The organism is Clostridium sp. CM038 (assembly GCF_055081105.1).
In genome coordinates this window covers 950,061-967,193 of record NZ_CM143651.1, presented here as the reverse complement: position 1 = coordinate 967,193, position 17,133 = coordinate 950,061, and the positions used below count along the sequence as shown (strand labels likewise).

Annotated in this window: 12 protein-coding genes; 1 reads left to right on the top strand and 11 read right to left on the bottom strand. The window is 31.3% G+C overall.

Features of this window, described 5'->3' with window-relative positions:
- Positions 1–18: 18 nt before the first annotated feature.
- From ACWJKS_RS04360 to ACWJKS_RS04330, 7 genes are all read right to left on the bottom strand, one after another.
- A complete protein-coding gene (locus ACWJKS_RS04360) occupies positions 19–996 on the bottom strand; it encodes a mannose/fructose/sorbose PTS transporter subunit IIA (RefSeq protein WP_462960505.1) in 978 nt (325 codons plus the stop codon).
- Between the two features lie 274 nt (positions 997–1,270).
- The gene (locus ACWJKS_RS04355) at positions 1,271–1,744 is read right to left on the bottom strand and encodes a mannose/fructose/sorbose PTS transporter subunit IIB (RefSeq protein ID WP_462960504.1); all 474 of its coding nucleotides are present in this window, start codon (positions 1,742–1,744) and stop codon (positions 1,271–1,273) included.
- 392 nt (positions 1,745–2,136) lie between these two features.
- On the bottom strand, positions 2,137–4,932 hold the full coding sequence (locus tag ACWJKS_RS04350) for a sigma-54-dependent transcriptional regulator (RefSeq protein WP_462960503.1): 2,796 nt from the start codon (positions 4,930–4,932) through the stop codon (positions 2,137–2,139).
- 213 nt (positions 4,933–5,145) lie between these two features.
- Positions 5,146–5,640 (bottom strand): TspO/MBR family protein, encoded by a 495-nt coding sequence (locus ACWJKS_RS04345; protein ID WP_216302924.1) that lies wholly within the window; start codon positions 5,638–5,640, stop codon positions 5,146–5,148.
- 342 nt (positions 5,641–5,982) lie between these two features.
- Positions 5,983–6,537, bottom strand: a complete 555-nt coding sequence (locus ACWJKS_RS04340; RefSeq protein ID WP_462960502.1) for a GNAT family N-acetyltransferase — start codon at positions 6,535–6,537, stop codon at positions 5,983–5,985.
- Between the two features lie 120 nt (positions 6,538–6,657).
- Positions 6,658–7,563: a DUF2156 domain-containing protein gene (locus ACWJKS_RS04335; RefSeq protein WP_216302925.1), complete on the bottom strand. Its 906-nt coding sequence runs from the start codon at positions 7,561–7,563 to the stop codon at positions 6,658–6,660.
- Positions 7,564–7,837: 274 nt separating this feature from the next.
- Positions 7,838–11,242, bottom strand: a complete 3,405-nt coding sequence (locus tag ACWJKS_RS04330; protein ID WP_220286505.1) for an ATP-binding protein — start codon at positions 11,240–11,242, stop codon at positions 7,838–7,840.
- Between the two features lie 338 nt (positions 11,243–11,580).
- Here ACWJKS_RS04330 and ACWJKS_RS04325 point away from each other — a divergent pair, with 338 nt between their 5' ends.
- The gene (locus tag ACWJKS_RS04325; protein ID WP_165413161.1) at positions 11,581–12,825 is read left to right on the top strand and encodes an HlyC/CorC family transporter; all 1,245 of its coding nucleotides are present in this window, start codon (positions 11,581–11,583) and stop codon (positions 12,823–12,825) included.
- Positions 12,826–12,887: 62 nt separating this feature from the next.
- Here the strand turns inward: ACWJKS_RS04325 and ACWJKS_RS04320 are convergent, their stop codons facing one another.
- The 4 genes from ACWJKS_RS04320 to ACWJKS_RS04305 form a co-directional block, all read right to left on the bottom strand.
- Positions 12,888–13,994: a DEAD/DEAH box helicase gene (locus ACWJKS_RS04320; protein WP_165413157.1), complete on the bottom strand. Its 1,107-nt coding sequence runs from the start codon at positions 13,992–13,994 to the stop codon at positions 12,888–12,890.
- A gap of 159 nt (positions 13,995–14,153) precedes the next feature.
- Entirely contained in the window at positions 14,154–15,215 is a 1,062-nt protein-coding gene (locus tag ACWJKS_RS04315) for an IS30 family transposase (RefSeq protein WP_224578950.1), read from the bottom strand.
- Positions 15,216–15,439: 224 nt separating this feature from the next.
- Positions 15,440–15,955 (bottom strand): hypothetical protein, encoded by a 516-nt coding sequence (locus tag ACWJKS_RS04310; protein WP_462960501.1) that lies wholly within the window; start codon positions 15,953–15,955, stop codon positions 15,440–15,442.
- Between the two features lie 312 nt (positions 15,956–16,267).
- Positions 16,268–17,083, bottom strand: coding sequence for a ZIP family metal transporter (locus ACWJKS_RS04305; RefSeq protein WP_462960500.1), 816 nt, complete (start codon positions 17,081–17,083; stop codon positions 16,268–16,270).
- Positions 17,084–17,133 lie beyond the last annotated feature (50 nt).

Here is a 17,133-nt window from a genome sequence, read left to right as displayed (position 1 = left end):
TAAATTATAAATTATAAATTATTTCAGTTTATTTAATTCCACTTGTGCTTTTTTGAGGATTTCGTCCATATTTCCTTTTGAATCATTTGGAACTTTACGAACATCAAAATCCAGTCCAGCTTCTTTAAGCTTATTGAAGGTATCAATATCTTCTTGATTGAAAGCAAGTACTTTGTTTGGTTGAACTTTACCCAGAGAGTGAGCCATAGAGCCAACATTGATTGTCTTCAAAGGTACTCCCCCTTCTACCGCTCTAAGTACATCTTGCGAGTTTTCAAAAAGAAGCAATGCACGTTGTCCGCCAAAATGTTGATCATTTTTTGCAAGTTTAATCATTTGATTAATTGGAACAACATGAGCTTTAACACCCGGAGGAGCAGCCTGTTGGATCAATTTCCTACGAAGCTCATCTTTGGCTACCGCATCTGACACGACAATAATCCGGGTCGGTTGCACAGCTTTTGTCCAAGCAGTCGCTACTTGTCCATGAAGTAAACGAGAGTCAATACGAGCTAAAACATATTCGAATGATCCAGGTGCACCTACACTCGATTGATCCGCCGAAGTTGCAGAAGATTTACCATTATCTTCCAGTTCTAATTCTTCAGGCTTAACTTTAACTCCTTCTTTAGCTGCTTTTAAAATATAAGCCGCCATTTCCTGTGCGGATTCCATTGAAGAACGTGAAGCATAAGCTTCAATCACCATTGGTAGATTCATACCAGCTACGATTGCCCATTTATCTTTGTGTTCTTCAAATAGACTATTTGCTTGGTTGAATGGTGTACCGCCCCAAAGATCAACTAAGAATAAAACCTCATCTTGGTTGTCAAAGGATGCGATTGCATCTTTCATTTTTGCTTTAACATCATCTGGGCCTTCACTAGACATCAACGTAACAGCTTGTACATTTTCTTGTTCTCCGAAAATCATCGCACCAGATTGCAAGATGCCTTTAGCAAATTCTCCGTGACTAGCAAGAATAATTCCTACCATCTTTTATACCTCCAATTTTTTATTTATTACAGTAAAATTTATATAAAAGTTTTAAAAACCTGTAACCAAAATTAATAATTATGATATATTTAAATAATTTACGAATTGTAATGACATTTGATTTCACTCCAGGTGGAGATGCTTAACAAAAATTTTTGGAGCTCATCGCAAGCAATCATAACGTTTACAACTAAAACCCATTCAACATTAGTTTCTTTGGCCCGTACGATACACTAATACTATAGTATTTGGGTAGAAGTTAATATGGTGAATCTTATATTTTTGACATTAAATCTACTTTTGAATCTGAAGAAATTTTTCTTATTTCTAGTTCAATGCCTTTTTCATTTAATTTTTTGAAAGCTTCAATATCTGTATCATTTACCGATATTGCACTAGTTATTTGTTTCTTTCCATCTTTAAATGACATACCACCAATATTTACACTCTTTATGGCTACTCCACCTTCAACCATTCTTACAACATCAGTTGGATTAGTGAATAGAAATAGCACTCTATCATCTTGGTATTTTGGATTATTATAAACCCTTATTGCCTCATCAATTCCTACAATGCTTGATTTAATTCCTGGAGGTCCAACTTGCTCCAAAAGTGTCTTTCTAATTGAGTCCTTTGTTACATCATCATTACATACAATTATTCTTTGACATTTTGTGTCTTTTGACCAAATTGTTGCTACTTGACCATGTATTAATCTGTCATCAATTCTTGCTAACACTATATTCATTATAAATCATCCTCCTAATCAGCACTTTCACCTAAGTTGTCACACTATTATATATAGCAATTGTCGCGCCAAAATAGTGTATTGTTTTTTATGTTTGTGTTAAATCATCTCCTGCGGAGCTGCAACATCTTCGCAGGAGATGCATTTACGACTTCGGAAGGAGATTTATACTCCCACTGAAGTCTTGTTCTTGATAGGGTAGTTAACTCCCACTTATAGAAGTGGGAGACTTTCATTCTCAAATGTCGTTAAATCTTTTAAAATAGCCATTTTTTATTTTAATATTTTTTATTTTTTTATTTTGATACACTTCTTCTATAGTTTCAATACTAATTTTAATTTTCGGCTGATAAAAAGTGTATCAAAAGAGAAGTGTATCAGTATATTATCTCCTATTCTATCATTTCTGCTATAAATAATATTTCATCTTGAGTTAAACTTATGTTTATTGCATCTTTAAATACTTTATTTGCCCCTGTAATAATCTCTACCAAGTGTGAATTTATCTTAGCTTTTTCCCTCTTGTACTTTAACCCATCCTTTATTATCATTCTTTCTAGTGCACAACCTACATGCACCATTATTCTTATTTTGGTTGCATTGTTAAAGCTTATTTTTGTGTTTTCTTCTAAAAGACTTACAAATTGATACAATACACTTATTATTTTAGAAGGATTTAAATAAGTTAAAAATTGATTTAAGCTGTCTTTACATAAATCCTTAACTACTGTATTTTCATGGCCTTTTTCAATTTTAAAGTCTTTTCTCTGTATTATACTTATTAAAATATTTTCACCATAACCACTAATTAACTCTTCGAGGGAGATAAACGGAGCTTCAATTTTAGGATTTAAAATACCTACAGAGGCTATAATACTATAGTTATTTTTTATTTTTATCATTTTCCTTTTTATGTCTTTTATGCTTATTGGTAAAATTTCAATTTCTTTTTCATCTGTACTTCTAACAATGTTCTCCACAAGTCCTTTTAGCTTTACTGCAGTCCCCTCACCTGTGGAGCATATTGTTATTATTGCCCTTTTCTTATTTGCATCATCTTCATTAATCACTTTCTCTTCTTCCTCAATCTTTGAAGACCCTCTAAATTGCTTTAGAGAATTATATAAGGTATTTAAATTCATATCTAAAATAGTTGCTTTCCTTATGGCTTCTAATACTAATGAGGTGGTAACCATATCTAGTGTCTTAACCTTTATATCTGTTTTTTCCATTATTATAGACTCAAAGTTAACAAGTGAACCCATATCCACAAGTAATAGAACCCCCTTACCCATGTCTATTTCCCTAACCTTTTCAATAATTTCATCTAAAGTTTGAGTAGGACTAACTTCTAATGGCATATCTATTGCTTCGATTACACCCTCCCCTAGAAGCTGCTTTGCCACATTAACCATACTACTTGCTGTGCTGCTTCCATGTGCCGCTACAATTATTGCCACATGCTGATTTGTTTGTTCCTCCATAATAGAACTGATTAACAATGTAAGATATATAACTTCAATCTTTGGGACAACCACAATATATTTTTTTTCAACCATTCCCTTTACGTCTACTGCAATATTGAATTCTGTGCGTTTATCATCTATTATACCTTCTATATTTTTATACTTAAGATTTTGATGATTACTTAATCTGTTTAAAAATGAACTTAAATGTAGACTTAATGCATATAAAAATCTATCCGTTAGTGTTTTATCAAGCTTTTTTTCAATCATGTCCATTATTTCTTCTGAAAATTCAAGAATATCTTCATCTACTATTTTTAATATTTTACTTCTACCATCCTCATCATTTTTAACCTTGTTATAAAAGGATTTAATATGCACATTAATATCAGTTGTAATAAAATTGTTTATATACTCCTCATCTGCACCTCCTTTTTTCAAAAAGGCTGCCTTATCTTCTATTATCTTGTATAAATTAAAAGGTGGATCATAAGGATCTTTTTCAATTAATACACTGTGACCTTCTGGAGTAACTATTAGTTGCGAATCTAAATAGCCAGATATTTCTTCCATTTCTTTACGTTTGCCACTTAGATAAAATAATCCGCTTTTAATATCTGAAGGCAACGAATTAAAATCTATTTCTATAAAATCCTTATTATTGATACTATTTAAAAAACCCTTAGCGCAAATAAGTTGAATATTTGATTTCATCTTACCAATATTCCCATTAGACGCACTTCCAATAATTGCCTTAACTGCTTTATCTTCAATTTTTATTACTTTGCTTACTCTATGTGCCTCATTGGCTAATAAAAATTTGATAAAATCAACTTTATCACTGGCTGTCCTTTTATCAAAGCTAGGAATAGTTATAATTATTGGTATTCTTCTTACAAATGTCTTTAGTAGTGATGAATTGGGATCCTCCGTAGTGGCTCCAATTATTAAAACGCAGGATTTTCTGTTTCTCTCTGTCTCACCTAATCTATTAAACATACCTGTATCCATAAAATAAAACAACATTTCCTGTCCTTCTGGTGGTAATCTGTGTATTTCATCTAGAAATAATATACCGCTATCTGCTTTTTCAACAATTCCAGCCTTTTCGCTATCAGCACCGGTGTATGCTCCTTTAATATGTCCAAACAGATGTGAGGTTAAAAGTTGAGGATTGTTATAATAATCAGCACAATTAAATACTATAAATGGTGATTTTTCATCCAATTTTTTCGAATACTTTGCTTGTTTGTACATCATATTTGCAAACAAGGTTTTACCAACTCCTGTTTGACCAACAATTAATGTGTGCAAACCATTTGGAGGATAAAGTATTGCAGCTTTTGCCTGTTCAATTTGATTTTTAAGACTAGTTTGTGCTCCAATAAGTTTATCAAAAGGACATTCTTCCTGACTATTTTCATTTTTTCCCAATAATAACTCATTTAATTTTTTTACTTCTATTGGCCCAGCTGGCAATTTTTTATTCAAAATCCTTTCTAAACAAGCATTATCAACGTATAACACAGGTCTAGATTTTATTTTTATTATTCTATCCTGTCTAAGCAATTCATTTAATTCCATACTTACGTTATTTCTTAAAATATCTAAACTCTGAGATATTTCAGCTGTGCTAAAACCGATTTTTTCCTCTAAGTTTTCACGATTAAATTTTTCTGTTTTTTCAGCAATATACTCATATATTTTTTCGCTTCTCTTCAAATTATCACTCCCAAATATTAATACACTTAATACGCTTAATACACTTCCCTTATTATAAACTCTATTGAAATAAATGTTCAAGTTTTAAGTATAAAAAAAGCTTCTTAGCATCAATATTTTAATTTCAATGCTAAAAAGTATTAATTTAAATTATTAAGTATAAATTTGTTTATAGTTTTAGCTACTCAATCATTATCATTGTCACATTGATTTTTAGCTATTTAAAGACCAAATTGCAAAATTAAGAATACCTGCAAAAGAAACCCATACGATATAAGGTAGCATTAGATATCCTGCTGTCCTGTCAATTCTAAAAAATTCAAAAGTTGTAAGCAAAATAAAAATTAATAGCACCAACAACTCCACAAAAGCAAGTCCATATAATCTGAATTCGAAAAATATTATAGGCCATAAAAAATTCAGAAATAATTGCAGTGCATATAAAACCAGAGCTTTTTTAACATCTTGACCTTGTTTCCCTTGTTCCCATACCCTATATGCTGCAAGTCCCATTAGTATATATAGAATTGTCCATACAATTGGAAACACCCACCCTGGCGGTGAAAACACCGGTTTTGCAAATCCCTCATAATCTTTCATATTATCCATGCTTAAAAATCCACTGAGACCACCAACCCCAAGTGCTATAATAATACTTAGAATAGCAGCACCTATTTTAGTTTTATCCCCAACCTTCAAAATGTTCAATTTACCACACTCCCCATTATTCAGTGACAATTTAAAAGTGACAAATGAATGAAGCTTATCTGCTGATGCAGAAAGACCATTAAAGACAATACTTATTTTATTTTGCCCTAATGCAAAATTACCTTAATTTGCAACTTGTCACTTTCGCTTATACAGTATTATATACACATCCCAGCTGAACTATGCCTATATAAACCTGTTCTTTTCTCCAGTATAAAAAAAACGCATCTTAAAACTTAGGACTGAAATATCAAAATTAGTTCTAAAAATAGTAATGAAAAGGAGGTGCCTCTTGAAATGATTTTTCAATCATTTTGAGACACCCCTATTTATATATTATATTTACTTTCCCTTTGAGGCCTCTTCCCACTCAGGTCTCAGTATTCCATACAAATACATATCATACCGTCTACCATCTCTGTGAATAAATTCCCTATAGACCCCTTCTCTTTTAAACCCTAATTTCTCATATAGCTTTATTGCAGGTTCATTGTATTCAAGCACAGTAAGATATATTCTATGAAAATTTAGTTCCTCAAATCCAAACTCTATAGTTAATTTAAGAGCTTCTTTTCCGTGCCCTTGTCCCCTATATTTTTCTTCCCCTATTCCTATATATATTAATGCAGTTCCATTATTCCAAGATATATTTTCAAATCCTGTAATACCAATAATTTCTTCCTGTTCACTGTCTTTAACAGCAAAAATATAAGCTCTATTACATTCTTTTGCCTCTCTTATTATCTCCTTTACCTCTTCCATGTTTTTAGGAATTGCGCTTATTACATCATAATTACGCATGAAGGACACATCATTATGCCACTTTTTAAGTTCCAAAATATCTTCTTCGTTTATAGACGTAAGTTTTATTTTTTTTCCAACCAAAAGATTTTTCACTCTATCACCTTTCCTCAGCTTTAATTTGGAATTGATTATATGTACTCTTCAAAAAATAGACTAGCTGTACGCTAGTCTATTCTACTCTATTAAACCATCACCCGCGATGCTGAAATATCCTTAAGCATTACCAAAATTAAAAATATATTTTTTTTCTAATTTAAAAGGATGATAGGATAATTTAGATTTTCTAAGGCCTACGATTCCTAGGTCCTGTTCCCTATTGATTATCTTAACATCACTAAAACTCGTATCAACAAACGTTTTGTTAATAAAGCTATAGACTCCGCTATACTTTGTATCTGCCTTTTCTATATGAATCACTGCCAAATCATCATTTAATTTTTCTCCCAAACTAAACGCTACAATCTTTTCATCTACATAAACAGCTATCCCTTTATTATTAAAAATTCCCATATCTTTTACGATGTCTTTTATCCCCTGTAATTCGTAATAAAGTACATCATCATCATTATTACCTGCATACCATTTTTCTGCAGCTACTATTACGTCATTTACTACTTCTTCCCCTTTAATGTCTTTAACTTCATAGTTATACTTCTTTATAAAGGAATTATAATGATTTTTTTTCCCATGAAGCTTCTTACCCGAAAGCTTTATAAGCTTTTCTGCTTCATATAAATAATCAAAGTTATCTCTATCTTCCTTGATACAGATACCATGAGCATCATCATATATATCCCTTATCTCCTCCATAACACCCTCATCAAGATCTTTAAATAAGTATTCCATATTGTTTTCTGTTTTGTATTCTTTTAATGCATCTATTATTTCTTTAAGATTTTCTTTACTATATCCCAAAGGTTGCATAAAATAATATCTTCCTTCGAAATCCTTCTTTTTTATTATTAGAGCACCTTTATAAATAGTAAAACAAACATCACAAGCTTCTCTCCATATATATAAAGTTGTAAAAGAATATTCACAACTTAAAAATTTATATGGATATATAAATTTTTCAAATACATTCTTATCTTCAATCATAAGTCTTTTAAAAATCATCATCTCAACCTTTCCCCTTAGGATATACCATAAATATCATCATATTTTTATATTCTTCTATTATTTTAGACCGTTTACTCATTTTTTGCAAGTAGATACTTTTATGAACTTTAGTTACCATATAGATACTAATTAATTATAACATAAATACGTATTTTTTTATAATTCTATTAACTACATTTCTTATCAATATAATAACATTATATTGATAGTATTACCGAATAATATAATATTATTATATTAACAACCTGAAACAGCTAAGCAGGTAATGATTTAACTATTTATATATATCAGAGAATTCTATTGATAGATTTTGTTCATAGTTTGTTTCAAATACCTCTTTATTATTAAGATTGTTTTCTTCCTCTTCCCTGTCAACTGTTCTAACTGGGAGATTTATAATAAATTCGCTTCCTTTTCCCCCTTCACTATTTACACTAATGTTCCCCTCATGCATTTCTACAAGAGACTTTACTAATGCTAGTCCTATTCCACTACCTTCATTATGCCTTGATGTAGATTTATCGATTTGCGCAAAACGCTCAAAAACAAACTCTAACTTGCCTTTTGGAATTCCTATTCCTGTATCCTTTACAGATATTTCAATAAAACCACCTTTATCATAAATATTAACTAGAATACTTCCCTTTTTATCTGTAAATTTAACTGCATTGGATAGTAAATTCAACATAATTCTTTCAATTTTTTCTTCATCAAATGCAATTATTTTTTCTTCTACATCAGTATCAAATATGAGTGTTATTTCATGACTTTTTATATACTCAGCTACAGATTGCGATATTTCCTCTACAACATAAACTATGTCACCATTTTTCAAGTTAAGACTTATGTAATCTGCCTCTATTTTATTTGTGTCTATTATATTATTTATAAGTCTAAGTAACCTTAGAGAATTCTGATTCATTATATTAATATAATATTTAATCTTTTCATCACCTAAGTTTTTTGCTCCATCAAGAGACTTTAATAACTGTATTGTGCTACAAATTACATTTAGAGGAGTTCTAAGTTCATGTGACATATTAGTTAAAAAATCCGTTTTCACTTTGTCATATGCTATAAGTTCTTCAACTTGTCTACTAGCTTCGGCATTTTGCACGCTAAGGGCTTCAACTTGGTTTTTAGCTACTCCAAGCTCATTTACTAATGCTAAGGCTTTTTTAACTGAATCCTTTAATGTTATCAAAGTGTTTATTCTACAGAGTAACTCATGCATATTAAAAGGTTTGCTTAAATAATCATTTGCACCACACTCAAAGGATATAACTAAGTGCTCTACATTGCTATCTGCAGTCATAATTAGCACAGGTAGTTCAAAAATCGATTGTTCTTCCCTAATAATCGCACATACTTCATTACCTGAAATATCTGGCATCATCATATCGAGAATTACTAAATCTAAATCTACATTTTCGTCAATTATTCTCAATGCTTCCTTACCACTGGATGCTTCTAAAACTTCAAAAGTGTCATTTGATAGATAATTTTTCAATACTTTAAGATTCACATACTCATCATCAACTATTAAAACCTTATACCTATCTTTCTTACTTGAATTTATATTTTCATTAATAATTTTTCTAACATTATCTATAGATACACTTACTATATCAGGTTTTAGTTCTAGATTATTTGAATACTGCGCTAATAGTTCTGCTGTCTCTTCATTTTCTTTATTATAAAGATTTTCATGAAGATTACTCTTGAGCTCTTCCTCAGTGCATAATGGGAGAGTAAAAATAAATTTACTGCCTTCTCCTATAACAGAAGAAACCTTTATAGTCCCACCCTGTATTTGAATAAGTTCTTTGGTTACATAAAGCCCTACTCCAGTGCCGCCATACTTTTCTGCAATTCCATCCACCTGCTCATATCTACTGAAAATTTTATGAAGCTTCTGCTCTGGAATTCCTATTCCTGTATCTGTAACACAAATCTCAACAAAAGAATTTTTTACGATATAGGATAATATTATCTCCCCCTCATGTGTGAATTTTATAGCATTACTAAGTAAATTATATAAAATTTGCTGTATCCTATCTTCATCCCCAAATACATAAGGTGTGTCTTTATCTATTAAATTTTTAAAAGTAACGTTTTTATTATTTATAGATATTTCACTAAATTTTATTACCATTTCTACCACATTGCTTATATTAACAAATTTCGTACGTAACACAATTTGATTATTTTTAAGCTTTGAAAATATCATCATATCATTAACCAAGTTAGATAATCTTTTAGCACTAGAATTCACCAAAAATAGGTCCTCTCTGAGCTCAACATCTAAATCAGCATATTTATTATTTACTATTCCTTCAGTTAATCCAACAATTCCGTTCAATGGAGTTTTTAGTTCATGTGAAGTTACCGCTAGAAAATCGTCTTTTAATTCATTTAAAGATTTAAGTTTAGCACTACTACTTTCTATGTTAGAAAGTTCATTGGCTTGCCTCTTTGCTAAAACATAGTAATTTACAACAATAAATATTAATATGCCTTGAGATGCAAATGAGTCCGTAATTATTATACTGTATTCATACAAGATATCATTGATTCTTGTAATAAATAAAGCAAACAGTCCTACAACAACTATATGATCAGTTTGTTTGTTATTTATGCATATTTTACAAATCTTACACATCATATAAAATAGCAATGCAAGTGCAGATAATTCAAAAGGTGCTATAAAGTATAAATAATATTTAACCGGAGTAAAAATCACACTTAAAGTATATACCACTCCTAAATAATTGGATACTTTAACTACTTTACGTGACATTATTTTTTCATAAGATTTATCTATAAACAAGATAATAAAGGGAATGTATGCATAAAAGGTCCATATTTTCATTTTTGTAGAGAAAATATAATTAAGGTGAGGGAATAGTGAAAAAAAGAACCCTTGGCCAATAAATAGTGTTCTAATCGCAATGATTAAACAAATGATTGAAAAATATAATTGAGCCTTTTCTTTTCTTCTATTAATAAATAGTCCAAAACTATATATAGCTGCCATGATGGTGCATCCAATAATAAACAAGCTCAATGCTAGCTTCTGCTCTCTTATAGCTGTAATTTCCTTTGATTCCCCAAGTACTAATGTATCTACATATCCATATTTATTATAAAAATTACTAACCCGAAGGACTAAATAGGTTTCATCATTTTCTACATAGAATGAGCCGCTAGCTGGCTCATTTTCTGGAATCATTTCGTTTTTAGATTTGCCCACCCGTCCAGCCGATGTTATTAGTTTATTGTTAGCCCAAAGTTCATATGCATTTTGGATAAAATTTATTTTCACTGAATAAAGTTCCTTCTTATTGTCTATAAGTAGCTTTAATCTGTACGTACAATAGCCTTCTTGTCCAAACGTACCTGGTAACTTCTCATATCTAATAGCGTCTTCAGGAATACTTTGGAAATCCTGAGGCATGTGTAACTCATTGTCATAAAACTCCCATTCTCCATTAAGTTTTATCATACCATCCTTTTTAAAATCCCAATTTCTTAAGTCTAACACCCCCTTTGCTGCCAAGGGTATATTCTTTTTTGTATGGCTAATTCCACTACTTCCTTTTATTATTGTAATAAACATAATTAAAGTTATTGATAGTAACATAAATATTTTTATTTTGTGTGACTTAATTTCTTCCATGAATTATCTCCTTTATTAATTGTATTTATAGTAACATCTTAAAATATACTCTTATAGTATATAATAACATATTAAATGTCATATATATGATAAATATCAACAAAATACTACTCATTATTCCATGTATTTTGTATTTTAAAAAATTATCTCAAGAAAACAGTTACTGGATAGTAGCTGGTACATTGCAATTGAAGATATGTACTCAAACAAATCAATTTATGTATAACATTTACATATTTGTGTAATCATTTAAAACATTAATGATAATTCCATTTAAATATTTCTTATCTTATGATATAATTTCCTTAGGTTATATCTTAAGGAGCGTGAAATATATTATGGACCCCGATGGTACGTGGCAAATTATATCTTTAGTAATTTTATTACTGTTTTCAGCCTTTTTCTCTGCTTCTGAAACTGCTTTGATGACTTTAAGCAAAATAAGGCTAAGGCATATGGTAGATTCAAAAGTTTGTGGTGCTGAGCGAATTAGTAAATTACTTGAAAATCCAAGTAAACTTTTAGGCGTTATTTTAGTAGGGAATAACATTTCCAATATAGGTGCTTCTGCACTAGCAACTTCCCTAGCCATTCACTATTATAAAGCCTCTGGGGTAGCTATTGCGACCGCTATTATGACAATTCTTGTATTGATTTTTGCGGAAATAACACCAAAATCATTAGCTGCACAAAATTCCGAAAAAATTGCTTTAAAAGTTGCTCGGCCATTAAGTCTAATTACCTTCATTTTAAATCCCCTTATTACAGTCTTAATTTATATAACAAATACAATAATAAAAGTACTTGGTGGGGAAGTCACTAAGGTAAAACCTTTTATTACTGAAGAAGAGTTAAAAACAATGGTTAGTGTAAGTCATGAGGAAGGTGTTTTAGAAGGCGAAGAAAAGCAAATGATTTATAATGTATTTGAATTTGGAGATTCGCAAGCAAAAGATGTCATGACTCCAAGAACTGATATGATTGTAGCAAATGTAACCTCTACTTACGAAGAGCTCATAAAAATCTTCAGGGAAGAGCAATTTTCTAGATTGCCTATATATGAAGAGACTGTTGATAATATTATTGGCGTTTTATACATTAAAGATTTAATTTTCTTCGAAGATGGAAGAGAAGAATTCAGCATAGAGAAACATATGCGTGTCCCTTACTTTACGTATGAGTACAAAAGCACCGTAGATTTATTTGCAGATATGCGTGCAAAACGAGTTCCTATAGCCATTTTATTAGATGAATACGGTGGAACTTCTGGAATTGTTACAATCGAAGATTTAGTAGAAGAAATTGTGGGAGATATAGATGATGAATACGACGATGATACAGATAAAATCGAAGTTATCAAAGAAGATGAATATATTGTTGATGGTGACACAAAAATAAGCATGGTTAATGAAATGATAGGCCTCAATATAGAATCAGAGGATTTTGATTCCATAGGCGGTTTCGTTACCGGCATACTAGGGCGACTTCCAAAGACAGGCGAGACAATAAATTATAATGACACAAAATTTATTATACAAAACACCAGTAAAAATCGTATAGTAAAACTAAAAATTATAACTTAATATAAATAAAAATACTTAAAGTTAATTTAAATTAGCTTTAAGTATTTTATCGTTTAAATTCACTACAAAATTTTTCTAGGAATTTTACCTTTTATTTTCTTTTCTATAGCATCTAAAAGAACTTTATCCTTTGGAGCTGAAAATAAATATGTATATCCTTCTTCGCCAGCTCTTCCTGTTCTTCCAATGCGGTGGATATATCCTTCTGCACTTTCAGGCATATCGTAGTTATAAACATGACTAACTCCATTTATATCAAGGCCTCTTGCTGCTACATCTGTGGCAATTAAATACTGAATATCACACTTCTTAAACTCTTTCATTATTTTTTCTCTTTTTGATTGAGTTACATCAGAATGTAGTTTTTTACAATTATAACCTTTTTTATAAAGAGCCATCTCAAGATCATCAACTCTTCTTTTAGTTCTACAAAAAATGATGGCCATAAATGGATTATCTTCGTCCATTACTTTACATAAATCTTCTTGTTTGCGTCTATCCGTAGTTTCTATTAAAAATTGTTTTATAGTTTTAAGTGTTGTCTCTTCTTTTTTAATAATTACTTCTTTAGGATCGTTCATATACTTATAAGCCATTTTTTTCACATCAGAACTCATAGTTGCTGAAAAACATAGCGTCTGCCTGTTTTTTGGTGTTTTTTCTAAGATAGACTCCACATCATTTTTAAATCCCATAAGAAGCATTTGATCCGCCTCATCTAATACTATGGTTTTAAGGTTATCAAGCCTTACCGTACCTCGACTAAGATGGTCTAGTAATCTTCCTGGTGTTGCTATTACTAAATGAATATTTCCTTTTAATTTTTTCAGCTGTGCACCTATGTCCTTGCCACCATACGCTGCCAAAATATTTAAATTTTTACCTTCTGCAAGCTTTTTAGCTTCACTAGTTATCTGTATTGCAAGTTCTCTTGTAGGAGTCACTATTAATCCTTGAATCGTATTTATATCATTTGACATATTATCAAACATTGGCAGTAGAAACGCAAGTGTTTTTCCGGTGCCTGTTTGTGCCTCTGCTATAACATCCTTACCGCCTTTTATTAGCCTAATACTTTGCTCTTGTATAGGCGTTGGCTCAGTAATTCCTTGAATTTTAATCGTATTTAGTATATCGTCGCTAAGTCCTAGCTCTTTAAACTTTATCATTTTTATTTACCTTTCTATTTAAACATATTTTTGTTAACTTTTTATACAAACCAATTAATTATAGCAGACATTAATTATAATAAGAAGAGTTTTATAAATATTCTGCAATAATGTAGATTGCAATATAAAATGTCCGAAATTTTCAAGAAAAATATAATGTTAAGTTGTAATGGTTTTCCGTTCCATCATATTAGCAGATAGACCGTTAAAAATCCTTCTTGGATAATTGTTGATCCAGTGCTGTATTTGCATAATTTGTTTTTTAGAGAATGCTGAAATATCCACACCTTTTGGGATAAATCGTCGTATCATTTTATTGATATTCTCGTTTGTGCCTCGTTCCCATGAACTATATGGATGGGCATAATATACTTTAGTTCTCTTTCGTTTATTCCTTACTGAGGTCTCAATACCCTCGAAATCAAGGTTCTCACAGCCGTTATCACAGGTGATTGTTTTAAATGTTTTTGAGAATGCCATTCCCATTTTACGCTCCAATTTGTCCAATTCCTTCACAACAGCGACCTGTGATTTAGAAGGTATTTTAAAGATTAACTCCTTGCGAGTTACTCTTTCGCTTAATACCATTAATACAGTCTTCGTACCCTGCTTTCCTACTACGGTGTCCATTTCCCAGTGCCCTATCTCATCACGTGCAGCTACCGCTGTAGGTCTTTCTGATATACTTGTTCCTTTGGTATTGTTATACGCCGGCCTTATTTTTTTATAGTTTCTCTTTTTGGCATTCTTTTTAACAGGCAGATCTTTGTTACTTATGTTTAAGAATAAATTATTATCCAAATAGTTATACACAGTTTTGAAGCAAATAGTTGTTTCGAATTGTAGATCTTTATTTGTTATATTTTGAATAGCTGCATACGGAGATTCGCCATATTTACCAATGGCTTTTTCTAAGTACTTCACCAATTTGTGATCTTTCCCTATTTTCAATGCAGGCCCTTTTGCTGTGCCTTGTCTGTCATGTTCTGACTGCCCAATTTCTGCGCTATATTCCATTCGAGTGGTTAAATCACTATTCAATAATTCTACTATTCCTTTAGCAATTTCACGCCTTATTGTACGCTCTGAACGTCCACCTATTTGCTCCGCAATACAGCTTGAATTTAGCCCCATTTTGTATAATGTCTCTATCTTTATACGATCCTCATATGTTAGGTGTTTACCTTTTTTGTTCTCTGTGATAAAATTTGATTGACTCATTTGAAATCCTCCTGTACTTGTGTTGGTTTAGTCACTTAACATTGTACAAGATTTTTTCTCTTGAGTCTTTATTTTTTGTTCTATGGTCATTTCATTTTACAACTTACCATATTCTGCAATAAAGTGTAGATTGTATTAAAAAAAAGCAGATGCCCATTAGTTTTACTAATGCATATCTGCCTTCAATTTGAGTACTTTTAAAAGTACAAATTATACTTTATACTTTATTTTTTCAATTCTTTAACTCCAGTTACTTTACTTTTATCATCCATTTTAAATGTAGATTTAGCTTCATCTGTAGTAAAATATACATTTCCGTCTACTGTAGCATCTTTTAACTGAAAGTTACTTGCTGTTACATAAAGGTCACCTTTGAAAGTTCCATGTTCTATGCTTCCCGCAGGACTACTAAAAGTTAATTTTGGAGCAGTTAAAGTGAATCTAGCTGTTACTACATGTTTATCATCTTGTGTGTATAGACCTATTTTACGTTGTGCAACTGCTGGCTCTTTAGTGTTTTTAAAATCACCTTCAACTACAAGATCTTTATCAACAGTTAAATCCTTAAGCGTTGCAATAATCCATGTACCTTTACTGCTTATTGCATTTTCAAAAGCTGCCTGAGTATCTACTATTGAAGCTGTTGTTACTACATCAGTTTTTGCTTCTTCTTTAGCGCCACATCCTACTAATAAAGTAGCACCTACAGCTAGTGATAGTATTATTGTTTTAATTTTCATACGAATCTCCCCCTTATTTTTTAATTGTTACATTCCTTAACAAAATCAGTATATCACACGTGATAAAAATATAACAAGATGAAATATGGGTATTATGTAGTAATTAGTAATTACAAAATGAACAAAATTAATAACTCCTAATTTAATCTTAATCTTATCTATAAATTCGTTTATTTCTGACATTTAAAATTGATATACTAAAAATAACACCTAGTTTTTTTAGAGAATTTAAATTACCACTAAACTTTTCCATAGCGCCGCCTTTATTTAAATGATATTTATATATCAACATACTTTTATCATATTTTTACATTATCCCAAAGCTACATCCAATATCATCATAATTACAAACCCTACCATAGCACCTATAGTTGAAATATCTGTTTTTGAATCCTGTTGTGATTCGGGTATTAGTTCTTCAACAACTACAAAAATCATAGCACCTGCTGCAAAGGATAGTGCATAGGGAAGAATAGGTTTCATAGCTATTACTGCAAATGCACCTATCACTCCTGCTATAGGTTCAACTATCCCTGACGCCTGACCGTACATAAAGCTTTTAAACCTAGAGAAACCCTCTCGTCTTAATGGTATAGAAACGGCAGCCCCTTCTGGAAAGTTTTGAATACCAATACCAACTGCCAGTGCAACAGCTCCTGCTAATGAAGCTGAAGGAATATTAGCTGCTACTGCTCCAAATGCAACCCCAACCGCAAGTCCTTCTGGTATGTTATGTAGCGTTATTGCAAGTACCAATAAAATACTTCTTTGCCAACTAGTTTTAATCCCTTCCGCCTGTTCTATTGGTTGATTAAGATGTAGATGTGGTAAAATTTTATCCACTGCCAAAAGGAAACCCCCACCTGCGAGGAACCCTACTGCTGCAGGAATCCACGATGGTGTACTTGTTTGTTCTGCCATCTCTATAGCAGGCGCTAGCAATGACCAAAAGCTGGCAGCGATCATAACTCCTGCTGCAAAACCAAGCATACCATTTAGCACCTTTCTGCTTATATTTTTAAAGAAAAATACTAAAGACGCTCCTAAAGCAGTTACACCCCAAGTAAATAATGTTGCAAAAATAGCCTGAACTACGGGATCAAAGCCTTTAAGCCAGTCTATTATCATAAAAAATCCTCCATTCTAATACTTCTTGTATTTTTTCAATAGTACCTTTA

Coding starts and splice junctions, on each gene's coding strand:
- ACWJKS_RS04355 (WP_462960504.1), bottom strand. CDS start 1,744: ATGAATATAGTGTTAGCAAGAATTGATGACAGATTAATACATGGTCAA.
- ACWJKS_RS04330 (WP_220286505.1), bottom strand. CDS start 11,242: ATGGAAGAAATTAAGTCACACAAAATAAAAATATTTATGTTACTATCA.
- ACWJKS_RS04320 (WP_165413157.1), bottom strand. CDS start 13,994: ATGATAAAGTTTAAAGAGCTAGGACTTAGCGACGATATACTAAATACG.
- ACWJKS_RS04360 (WP_462960505.1), bottom strand. CDS start 996: ATGGTAGGAATTATTCTTGCTAGTCACGGAGAATTTGCTAAAGGCATC.
- ACWJKS_RS04335 (WP_216302925.1), bottom strand. CDS start 7,563: ATGATGATTTTTAAAAGACTTATGATTGAAGATAAGAATGTATTTGAA.
- ACWJKS_RS04325 (WP_165413161.1), top strand. CDS start 11,581: ATGGACCCCGATGGTACGTGGCAAATTATATCTTTAGTAATTTTATTA.
- ACWJKS_RS04310 (WP_462960501.1), bottom strand. CDS start 15,955: ATGAAAATTAAAACAATAATACTATCACTAGCTGTAGGTGCTACTTTA.
- ACWJKS_RS04315 (WP_224578950.1), bottom strand. CDS start 15,215: ATGAGTCAATCAAATTTTATCACAGAGAACAAAAAAGGTAAACACCTA.
- ACWJKS_RS04305 (WP_462960500.1), bottom strand. CDS start 17,083: ATGATAATAGACTGGCTTAAAGGCTTTGATCCCGTAGTTCAGGCTATT.